We start from the raw sequence: 7,460 nt of genomic DNA, 5'->3' as shown, positions 1-7,460 counted from the left end.
CCGTTGCAAGGGCACCTTGAATTCGGTGTCCTCGTTGCGCCGTGAGATTTCCAGGAGCTGGTTGCGCGTCAGGACGAGTTCGGACACCATCGTCATCAGGTGCTCGAGCGTATCGACGTTGACGCGGATCGACTGGTTGGCGACGCGGTCGGCTTCGCTCGCGTCCGCGTCAACCACCGTCTTGGCTTTCTTGGCGGCCGACTTTGATGCTTTCTCGGCTCCGCCGGACGGCTCGGCTTTCGCAGGCGGCGGGGCGCTGACTTCGGCTTTCGCCGGCGCAGCCGTCGTCGCGGCCGCGACGACCTCGGTCGCCGTCTCGCGGAAAGCGCGCTCAAGCTCGTCCAGCGATACCTCGCCCGGCCGCAGCTCGCGCTCCAGAACCTGATATGTCAACGTGCCTTCGGCAGAAGGCTTTTCCCGAACCGGTGCAGCAGGCGCAGGAGCGGCAGCCTGCGGAGCCGCTTCCATCGCCGCCATGCCGCGCTCGACCATTTGATGAAGCTGTACGATCAGATCCTGGTCGTTGCCCTCCGGCTCGGCTTCGGTCGCTTCGAGCCCGCCCAGTATTTCCTTGATGCGGTCGATACTGCTCAGGATCAGCGTCACCGCATCGGCGGTGACAGGCATGCCATCGCGGAATTTGCCCATCAGGGTCTCGCCGGCATGAGCCAGCGCTTCCAGCCGCGGCAGGCCGAGAAAGCCGCAGGTGCCCTTGATGGTGTGAACAAGACGAAAGATGTTATCGAGGATTTTGGCGTTGTTCGGCTCTTGCTCGAACTTCACCAACTGATTGTCGACGGTGTCCAGGCTCTCGCTCGTTTCCGTCAAAAATTCTCTTAAAAGATCGTCCATGAAATCCGGCCTTCACCCCTAGGCGTGCGATGACGCACTTTTCGAGTGGGGCCAGCTTCTCTGCAAAGCGTTTAAGTTTGGTTGAGCAAATGGAAAAGAACGGCATCAACAAATGGATAAGCCGACCCCGTAGAATAACGGGGCCGGCTGTATACGCTTTGTTAACGGTCTCTGCCTGGCCGAGGACGTGCCCGGCTGCGCTTCAGGCGGCCTTCACCACCATGGCCTCGCCTTCGGCGGCAAGGCTGACGCTCAATCCGCAGGCCTGCGCCAACAGACGCGTATAATAAGGCTGAACCGAATGAGCGTCGGTCGCCGCGAGCTCCGCCGAGCTCAGAATATCGGCGATATTCTGCGGCAGCCGCGCGTTGAGCCCGCTCGCGCTGACGCGAAAACTCATCGTCTCGCCTTCGCCGAGCGGCTCGACCGTCAGCACGCCGCCTCGCGGAATGGTCTGTTGGGCGATCACCAGCATGTTGAGCAGAAGCTTGACCCGGTTCTTCGGCAGCAGCAGGCGCGGCAGGTTCCAGCTGATCGTGGTCTTGCCGTCCTCGATATGGCCGCGCGCCATCGCCTGCGCATCGCCGAGATCGATCTGGGCGCCGGCCGATCCCGCCGCGCCAAACGCGAGGCGGCAGAACTGCAGGCGGGCGGAGGCAGTCTTCGCGCTCTTGCGGATCAGATCGAGCGCAAATTCCTTGTCCTCGGGCTTGGGATTGTCATCGAGGACCTCGAGCCCGTTGACGATCGCACCCACCGGGCTGATCAGATCGTGACACACCCGCGAGCACAACAGCGCGGCGAGTTCGAGGCTATCGGGGGCGGGACCGGGGGCACCAGACATTGAGTGTTCCTGAAGATCGAGGCTGAAAATCGATGTCAGCGGCGGCCGAGCGAATCATGAAAGGATCAGGCTTGATACACTGCGAAACCGCGTACTGCCAACACGCACCGGACCGCGATCCTCCGCTCTTTCCTTGCAATCGCTGCAAGCCGCGGCTACCCGATGCCTCGATCTGTTACACAGGAGTTTCGGGCTTTTGATGGGCACGCCGACCAACCGGACAGATTCACCGTCCGCGATCGATCCGGCCGCCGCGGCGCGCCTGATGGCGCCATTGACCGAGCTCGTCGCGCGCGCCGGGTCGGCGATCCTTGCCGTCGACCGGACGCGGATGCGCGTCGAAGGCAAGGCCGACGGCTCCCCCGTGACCGAAGCGGACCTGGCGGCCGACCGCATCATTGCCGACGGCCTCGCCCGCCTCGCGCCGGAGATTCCGACGTTGTCCGAAGAGCGGGTTGCCGCCGCGCCGGCAGGCTCGCCACCGGTCTTTTTCCTGATCGACCCGCTCGATGGCACCAAGGAGTTCGTCGCCGGCCGCGACGAGTTCACGGTCAACATCGCTCTGGTCGCGAACGGCACGCCGCTGCTCGGCATCGTCGGTGCGCCGGCGCTGGGCCTGATCTGGCGCGGCCTGGTCGGCCAGGGAACCGACAGGCGCGCCGAGCGGCTGTCGACCAGAGATGGGATCGGCGCCGCAGAGCCGATCCGCACCCGCTCCTTTCCGCGCGCCGGGCAGCCTTGGGTCGCGGCGGTGAGCCGGTCGCACGGCGATGCCGCGACCAACGCCTTTATCGACAACAGACCCGGCGCGGTCAGGCAAATGCTCGGCTCGGCCGTCAAATTTGCCAGGATCGCCGAGGGCGCGGCCGATATCTATCCGCGGCTTGGGCCGACCAGCGAGTGGGACGTCGCCGCCGGACATGCGCTGGTGACGGCTGCCGGCGGCCGGGTGACAGACCCGGCCGGCGGCGAAATTCGCTTTGGCGGGGGACGGCCCGGTTTCATCATCCCGGCCTTTATTGCCTGGGGCGATCCGACGGCGGCGTGCCCTCCTTAACCTCTCCCCGCCTGCAGGGCGAGGTCGATCGCCAGGCACGCCTATTGCGCCAACTGATCCTCGAGCGAGGGCCAGCGCGCCTTCGCCTCCTTGGCGTAGGGAGCGGGATTGGCCGCGAAGGCATCGCGCGTCTCCTCGCGCCCGAACAAATAGAGGCGGTCGCCGGCGATGAGCCAGAACATCGGGCTTCCGGCCACCGTAACGCCGCGCGCCAGATCGACCGGATCGTAGCCGCCGAACTGCGGGCCGTAGACGTCGGGATGTGCGACAAAGGACGCGCGGTTGCCCTCGTTGCGGAACCGCCAGACGGCGCCGCCCTGCGCGGCCTCGAATTCCGGCAAGCCCAATTCGGGCCGGTGGTCGACGAAATAGGCCAAGGGGTCGAACCCCTCGATGGCCAATCCGCTGTAGCGGTTGGTGACCACACGCTCGGTGGTCGCGGCGAAGACCGGGGCGAGACCTGGCGGCGCCACCGGCGGACACAGGACAGCCATAAGCGCGAAGCCGATCAAGGCGATTTGAGGCCGAAAATGCGATCGCGCCGCGATCCCGTTTGCTTCCTGCCGTTCTGGCGTCATAGTTGAACCTGATAAGATCCGAGTCGGGGGGACATACCGGGTTCAGCCTTAATTCATGCTGGTCAGCATTGAGTTAAAGCCATCGCCCGGATTTCACTACCTAGGGGTAATTTCGATGACTTTCGCCGTTCGCCTTGCCGCAGCGACGCTCGCCGCGCTGATGTGCTGGGTCGTGCCGGTTTCCGCGCAGCAGGCGGCCCCGCCGCCGGATTTGCCGCCGCCGCAGCGCCAGCCGGGCCCAAATTATTACGGACCTGAGGAGCTGGTGGGCGCCGGCCAGAAGTTTTTCGGCAACGTTTCGCGGGGGCTTGCCTCGGTGATCGAGCGGGCGGTCAGCCAGTGGGGCCTGCCGAACGGTTACGTGCTGGGTGAGGAAGGATCGGGCGCTTTTGTCGCCGGCCTGCGCTACGGCGAGGGCACGCTCTACACCAAGAATGCCGGCGACCTGAAGGTTTACTGGCAAGGTCCCTCGGTCGGCTTCGACTGGGGCGGCGACGGCGCGCGCACCATGACGCTGGTCTACAATCTGCCGGCGACGGCCGCGATCTATCAGCGCTTCGCCGGGATCGACGGTTCCGCCTACATCATCGGCGGCTTCGGCATGACGGCACTGACCGCCAACGGCATCGTGCTGGTGCCGATCCGCTCCGGCATCGGCCTAAGGCTCGGCGCCAATATCGGTTATCTCAAATACACGCCGCGCGCGACCTGGAATCCGTTCTGAGCCCACGGCCCAATCCAATGGCGGCGGTTTCGGAATCGGAACACTTCGCGCCGGCCAATTCGAATTGATCACGCCAGGGTGGCGTTCGGAAGTCCGCAACGTTGCGCCGCAGGTTCGTCATGCGCACTTCCGAACCAAGGCCACACCGGGGATAACGGGTCCGCTAATATCGTCGTCGATTCCCAGGTTCGAAGCGCGGCTGCGAAAAATGCTACGAATTTTGGAATCGGGACAATAGCCGCTGGCTTTCCGCCTGCGCATCGTGGCATTAGTTGAAGTGCTTGGTTGAGTGGAGGTCCCATGGTCGAGTCGGCCATGTATCTGGCGATCGGCTTTCTCGTCGCGATGCTGCTCGGTCTGACGATCCTGCCGCTGGTGCATAACCGCGCGGTGCGCTTGACCACGCGGCGGCTCGAAGCGGCGACCCCGCTGTCGATGGCGGAGATCCAGGCCGACAAGGATCAGTTGCGCGCGGAATTTGCCATGTCGGCGCGCCGGCTGGAGATGAGCGTCGACCAGCTCAAGCACAAGACCACGAGCCAGCTCGCCGAACTCGGCAAGAAGACCGATGCGATCAACCGCATGAAGCTCGAGCTCGGCGAGAAGAACGCGACGATCTTCGCGCTGGAAGCGCGCGAGAAGGCGGTGAAGGAACAGCTTCGCGCCACCGAAGAGGAATTTGCGGCCAGGACCGAGGCGCTGCGGCTGGCCGAGAAGGCGCTGACCGACAAGCAGGCCGAACTTTCGCGGATCAACGGCGAATTGAACGACCGCACCGTGACGGCTGAGAGCCGCAAGGTCGAACTCGTCGCCGTGCATACCCAGATCGACGCGCTCAAGGCACGCGTCGGCGAGGCCGAGAAGGAATTCGCGACGACGCAGACGCGGCTCGAACAGGAGCGCAATGCGTCGGAGGCCGTCGGCCGCGAGCTTGCCGAGGCGCGCGGCCGCGTCGAGAATCTGAGCCAGCGTGTCACCGATCTCGATCGCCAGCTGATCGTCCAGGTCAAGGAGGCAGAATTGCTCGGCACCAGAGTCAACGATCTGGAGGCCCGGCTCGCCCAGCAAGGCAAACTGCTCGCCGAGCGCGACTACGAGGTCAACCAGCTTCGCCAGGCCAAGGAAACCGCCGACCGCACGATCAACGAATTGCGCGACGAGATCGCACTGACCAATTCGGGCTCCTGGCCGGCGCTCGAGAAGCTGAAGGCGGAGAAGGCAGCCGCCGAGGAACAGCTTCGCGTCGCGCGCGACGAGCGCTCCAGGCTGCAGCGCGACATCAACGCCATCCAGCAGCAGGCGGAAAGCTCCTGGCAGACCGAGCGGATGGAGAATGCGCTGTTGCGCGAGCGCATCAACGACATCGCCGCCGAGGTGGCAAAACTCGCGATGCAGCTCGAGGGACCGAACTCGCCGATCGAGGCGCTGCTCGCCGCCGAGCCGGCCAAGCCGGCGAATGGCGCCGCGAACGGTGCAGCCGGCCACGGCACCGCGGGCGAAGGCGGCGGCACGCTCGCCGAGCGCATCCGCGCGCTGCAGGCCCACGCGTCCCGCGCCCGCCAGGGCGCGTGAGTTTCTGATCACACTCTTAGCGCGATCTATTCTCTTCCGTCATTCCGGGGCGACGCGTGAGCGTCGAACCCGGAATCCATTTCACCCGGCATTTCTGCGGCACAATAGATTCCGGGTTCGCATCTTCGATGCGCCCGGGAATGACGGCGTCTGAATCCAGGCACGCTTGAAAGCCCCGCGGCGCATCTGCGTCCGGGCTGTGATCCAGCACGTCCCTCAGGAATCAGAGGGCACAGGGAATGCCGGGCGCGCCAGCGCCCCCATAGACTTGCGTGAAAAGAAAACACGCAAGGGTTTGCTACAGGTTCGCCGGATACGTCCCGGCATTCCCTGCGCGGATGGTTTTAACGGTTTCCTTCGGGCTCTCCCCGGAGATCGGGCTTTCTTGTCTCCGTCCCCGGTGCGATGCGGAGCATCCTCACCAAGTTGATGCCAGCGTCGAGGCAACAGGACCACACGACTTCGCCGTCCGCGCCGGGCGCATTCGTCTGTTGCGCACAACGCGTCCACCGCATCTTCCGCCTACGTTTAGTGACGATCGCGAAACGCCCCTCCTGATCGGGCGGAAGACGCGCGGAAAGGTGCCCGTGATTTGCCCGACGTCACAAGCGAAATGCCTGCGACACTTCAACGCGACGGGCAAATCAGGGCCGGCGGGAAAAAACGTGTCAAGTGGCAGGCAATTGCCTGGATTGTCATTCCGGGGCGGGGCCGCAAGGCGTCGAGCTATGGGGCGCAAGGGCGCCCCTGAGAAGCCATCGCGCGCGAAAGAAAACAGGGGGAAGCAATGGATCTCCGGGTTCGCTCGTTGCACGCGCGCCCGGGAATGAAAAGCAATCCCCGCTTGACACCCCGCCTCCCCGCTTCGTAAATCGCCCCTCTGGCCTACATACGCGGCGGCGGCCGGGCGCATAGCTCAGCGGGAGAGCGTTCCCTTCACACGGGAGAGGTCCAAGGTTCGATCCCTTGTGCGCCCACCATAAATTCAACAATACCAATCAGTTGTGAGAACGTCTCCCGCTATCTGTGGTCCGGAAAGTCGGGGCACAACGGGGGGCACAGTCAAGTGGACGGTGACACTTGGCATGACAGCCAACGGTGAAGCTGCATATGCTGAAGGGCGTGTACTCGCCCGACAACTGTACGCGCGCCGCTCGACCGGTCTCGTCATTTCCTACCAGCAACTCGATCCAAATCACGTCGAGGGCAACTGTCACTGGAACGCCGGTCTCTGCGCGAGAGACAATCCCAGCTGGAAGGTTGTCCACGGCTGGCTTGTGTTCGATTACACGACGACCCCGTATTTTCCGCTTCCCTTTGTCCAGTTCAATCCTCATTCCGTAGTCGAGCGTAGCAACGGCGCTCGCATCGATCCCACACCGGGCTTCGAAGCGATATCCGTTTCTTGAGCATGACGGAACGCCGGATGATTTCGTGAGGATCGTGCAGGGCAGTGCGTTAGTTCGAATTGATTACGATGTTGCCAACGATACAATCGGCGTCGCATCGGCATGACCCACCAACAAAAGATCGCCTTCGGCGAAATGCGCGCTTCCGACCCGCGCGGCCTGCTGGTGTACTGCTCGGGCTACCGTTGCAGCCATCTGGTCAAGCTTGGGTCGGCTGGTGTCGGCCGCTGGTCCGACAGCGTCAGGCTGTCCGATTTGGAGCCGCGATTTGTCTGCAAGACGTGCGGCAGGCTTGGCTCGGATATTCGCCCGGACTTTCCGCCAGCGAGGATGGGCACGGTCGGGCAAACCCAAAGGCGGCCTCAGGTTCCGAAATAGGAACCATCAACATAGCTTCGGGTTAGCGGACGGGCCTAACCCCCCT

At 64.0% G+C, this 7,460-nt stretch carries 8 protein-coding genes and 1 tRNA gene; 6 read left to right on the top strand and 3 right to left on the bottom strand.

Annotated features, from left to right (window positions below; all coding sequences use genetic code 11):
• The coding region (locus tag NEZ08_RS25715) for an Hpt domain-containing protein (RefSeq protein ID WP_298113643.1) at positions 1-852 on the bottom strand (852 nt) is incomplete at its 3' end.
• 202 nt (positions 853-1,054) lie between these two features.
• Positions 1,055-1,696 (bottom strand): histidine phosphotransferase ChpT, encoded by a 642-nt coding sequence (gene chpT / locus NEZ08_RS25710; protein WP_298113641.1) that lies wholly within the window; start codon positions 1,694-1,696, stop codon positions 1,055-1,057.
• 199 nt (positions 1,697-1,895) lie between these two features.
• Here chpT and NEZ08_RS25705 point away from each other — a divergent pair, with 199 nt between their 5' ends.
• Positions 1,896-2,753, top strand: coding sequence for a 3'(2'),5'-bisphosphate nucleotidase CysQ (locus NEZ08_RS25705; RefSeq protein WP_298113639.1), 858 nt, complete (start codon positions 1,896-1,898; stop codon positions 2,751-2,753).
• 41 nt (positions 2,754-2,794) lie between these two features.
• Here the strand turns inward: NEZ08_RS25705 and NEZ08_RS25700 are convergent, their stop codons facing one another.
• On the bottom strand, positions 2,795-3,247 hold the full coding sequence (locus tag NEZ08_RS25700) for a YHS domain-containing (seleno)protein (RefSeq protein ID WP_298113637.1): 453 nt from the start codon (positions 3,245-3,247) through the stop codon (positions 2,795-2,797).
• 199 nt (positions 3,248-3,446) lie between these two features.
• Between NEZ08_RS25700 and NEZ08_RS25695 the strand changes: the two genes are divergently transcribed.
• The 5 genes from NEZ08_RS25695 to NEZ08_RS25675 all read left to right on the top strand — a co-directional run bounded on the left by NEZ08_RS25695 (position 3,447) and on the right by NEZ08_RS25675 (position 7,414).
• Positions 3,447-4,055, top strand: a complete 609-nt coding sequence (locus tag NEZ08_RS25695) for a DUF1134 domain-containing protein (protein WP_298113635.1) — start codon at positions 3,447-3,449, stop codon at positions 4,053-4,055.
• Positions 4,056-4,355: 300 nt separating this feature from the next.
• Positions 4,356-5,627 (top strand): hypothetical protein, encoded by a 1,272-nt coding sequence (locus NEZ08_RS25690; protein ID WP_298113633.1) that lies wholly within the window; start codon positions 4,356-4,358, stop codon positions 5,625-5,627.
• A 905-nt stretch (positions 5,628-6,532) separates the two neighbouring features.
• A tRNA-Val gene (locus NEZ08_RS25685) sits at positions 6,533-6,607 on the top strand.
• Between the two features lie 105 nt (positions 6,608-6,712).
• Positions 6,713-7,036, top strand: a complete 324-nt coding sequence (locus NEZ08_RS25680; protein ID WP_298113631.1) for a hypothetical protein — start codon at positions 6,713-6,715, stop codon at positions 7,034-7,036.
• 102 nt (positions 7,037-7,138) lie between these two features.
• Positions 7,139-7,414, top strand: coding sequence for a hypothetical protein (locus NEZ08_RS25675; protein ID WP_298113630.1), 276 nt, complete (start codon positions 7,139-7,141; stop codon positions 7,412-7,414).
• The last annotated feature ends 46 nt before the right edge of the window (positions 7,415-7,460 follow it).

Source organism: Bradyrhizobium sp., from assembly GCF_027451485.1.
Classification (GTDB): domain Bacteria; phylum Pseudomonadota; class Alphaproteobacteria; order Rhizobiales; family Xanthobacteraceae; genus Bradyrhizobium.
The sequence above is the reverse complement of the archived record's forward strand: the minus strand, read 5'-3'. Positions and strand labels throughout refer to the sequence as shown.

Coding starts and splice junctions, on each gene's coding strand:
- chpT (WP_298113641.1), bottom strand. CDS start 1,696: ATGTCTGGTGCCCCCGGTCCCGCCCCCGATAGCCTCGAACTCGCCGCG.
- NEZ08_RS25705 (WP_298113639.1), top strand. CDS start 1,896: ATGGGCACGCCGACCAACCGGACAGATTCACCGTCCGCGATCGATCCG.
- NEZ08_RS25700 (WP_298113637.1), bottom strand. CDS start 3,247: ATGGCTGTCCTGTGTCCGCCGGTGGCGCCGCCAGGTCTCGCCCCGGTC.
- NEZ08_RS25695 (WP_298113635.1), top strand. CDS start 3,447: ATGACTTTCGCCGTTCGCCTTGCCGCAGCGACGCTCGCCGCGCTGATG.
- NEZ08_RS25690 (WP_298113633.1), top strand. CDS start 4,356: ATGGTCGAGTCGGCCATGTATCTGGCGATCGGCTTTCTCGTCGCGATG.
- NEZ08_RS25680 (WP_298113631.1), top strand. CDS start 6,713: ATGACAGCCAACGGTGAAGCTGCATATGCTGAAGGGCGTGTACTCGCC.
- NEZ08_RS25675 (WP_298113630.1), top strand. CDS start 7,139: ATGACCCACCAACAAAAGATCGCCTTCGGCGAAATGCGCGCTTCCGAC.